Source organism: Foetidibacter luteolus (assembly GCF_009650435.1).
Taxonomy (GTDB): Bacteria; Bacteroidota; Bacteroidia; order Chitinophagales; family Chitinophagaceae; genus Foetidibacter; species Foetidibacter luteolus.
On record NZ_VVIP01000012.1, the window covers coordinates 200,311 to 202,329 of the forward strand.

Here is a 2,019-nt window from a genome sequence, read left to right on the forward strand (position 1 = left end):
CCAAAGCGGCAACAGTGGATTTGCATTTAATTACGCGGTGCGGGATGCGGCAGGCGTACAAAGCGACCCAGCCAGCTATACGGTAACCTGGGGCCTGGGTGTACTGGCTGTTAAGCTGGTAACCTTTGAGGCAAGGCAGCAAAACGGCAAAGCTGCGCTGGTATGGTCAACGGCGGAAGAGAATGGTAAGGAGCATTTTGAACTGCAGCGCAGTGCTGACAGCAGGAACTGGCAAATCATCACAAAACTGCCGGCAAAGGGCGGCAACGGCAACAACAGTTACAACTTTACAGATAACCAACCACAGCCAGGTACAAATTACTACCGCCTGCTGATGAACAATGAAGGCATTATAGCCTACAGTGCAGTCAAAAAGCTGGACTTTGCGGGCAAATGGGAATTGAAGCTAAGCCCCAACCCTGCCAAAGCAGGGGATGCGGTTACGCTGCAAAGCAATGCTGCCATCAGCAGCATAAAGCTGCTGGATATGCAGGGCAGGGCCTTGCAGTTAATCAATGGCAATAATACCGTCGCAGGCACTTACCGGCTTACCACAACAGACCTTGCCAAAGGGTTGTATTTTGTACAGGTGATTAATACTGACGGACAGGTGCAGGTACTGAAGCTGGTGAAAGAGTAGGGACAAGTACGAGTTACGAAGTACGAAGTACGTTGGTGTAGCCGGTTGATTTTTGCAGGGTTGGTAAAGTACGATTTACAAAGGCGCTCCCTGGTAGTTTTTATTGGGTGGGGTGCCCCCAAGCTATCGCAAGGGGCCGGGCAGAACAGCGTTCGCAACCTTCGTCAAAGCAACATTTAGTTGCTTTTTCTCGGTTGTGCTCATACTCCGCCACAAAGCCAACGCACAAAGCTTCAGCGGGGTAACCGCTTCAATCCCTCACCCGCAGGTGCAGCTCGCTATTATTGTGCCGTAGGCACTACCTGTTTGTAGAATAAAAAAATATGGAATGTTATGCCCCGTAGGGGCTACCTTGATGTGTTTAAAAAGGGCAGCCCTTACAGGGCAATAAAATCCGTGGTTTCATTTAAGCTACAAACATTTAACCTCTACGAGGCATATTATTAGTCTACAGGATAAAAATGGTCAATAACCCGAAAGGCTGAATGTAAATAGCCCCGGATAAAAATCCGGGGTGGGTATTTTATAATGGCTTACCAACCCAATGGGATTGACAATGCTATTGCACATTTTTATACTGTTTGCGGTAAAACATGGAATACATCCCAGGCACCTTTCCTTCAAAAAACCTGGTGAACATATCGCACCTACGGCGCTCCTGGCTACCACGTTCTTTTATCTACTGACATGCCGCCCCGATGGGGCTTGGGTTGTTCAATGTTCTTTTGTTTAATGTTTAAGATTAGCGCTGTGCGCTCTGCGGAAATTACAGCTCCGCAGCCCTATCATTTGGCTTGCAGCGAATGAGCATAAACAAGAAATAACGAATGCAGGATGAGTCAGGATAAGCATTTACGCAACCTGTGTTCCGGCGGACACTTCGTGGGTAGAACATTACAGGGTGTTACCCAGCGTTCCGGAGGAACGCTGGGTGTTTTTACCAACTGGCATGGACACAAAATGTTCTTCCGGAACATAACAGAACGTATATGGCTGTTCTACCCACAATATGTCCCTCCGGGAAAGCTCAGATGAGTCATTACTTGCCTCAACCTAATAAATCTTATCAGTAAGTGATTGACTTTTAGATAATTGCAACACTTATCACTTTTTTAGCTTGGTAACTTTACAAAGGGTAGCAACAATTTATTCGACTAAAAATTCGACTAATTATGTTGTTTCCAATCAGACCAATTTGCAATGTCCGAAAAACCCGCAGAGACGGAACAAGCCTTATCCAGATTCAGTATTGTTACAGTGCAGACAAAAAAACACTGCTTAATACCGGTATAGCGATACCTCCACAGTACTGGATAAAAAGACGCTTATCCATTTCTGATGATTTGCCAGCAATTTATGGCAACGTTTTGAATTTAAAT

The 2,019-nt window shown here is 46.0% G+C and carries 1 protein-coding gene; it reads left to right on the top strand.

Annotated elements, in window-relative coordinates; all coding sequences use genetic code 11:
* On the top strand, positions 1–640 hold a 640-nt coding region (locus F0364_RS03765; RefSeq protein WP_153796413.1), incomplete at its 5' end, for a T9SS type A sorting domain-containing protein.
* Between the last annotated feature and the right edge of the window lie 1,379 nt (positions 641–2,019).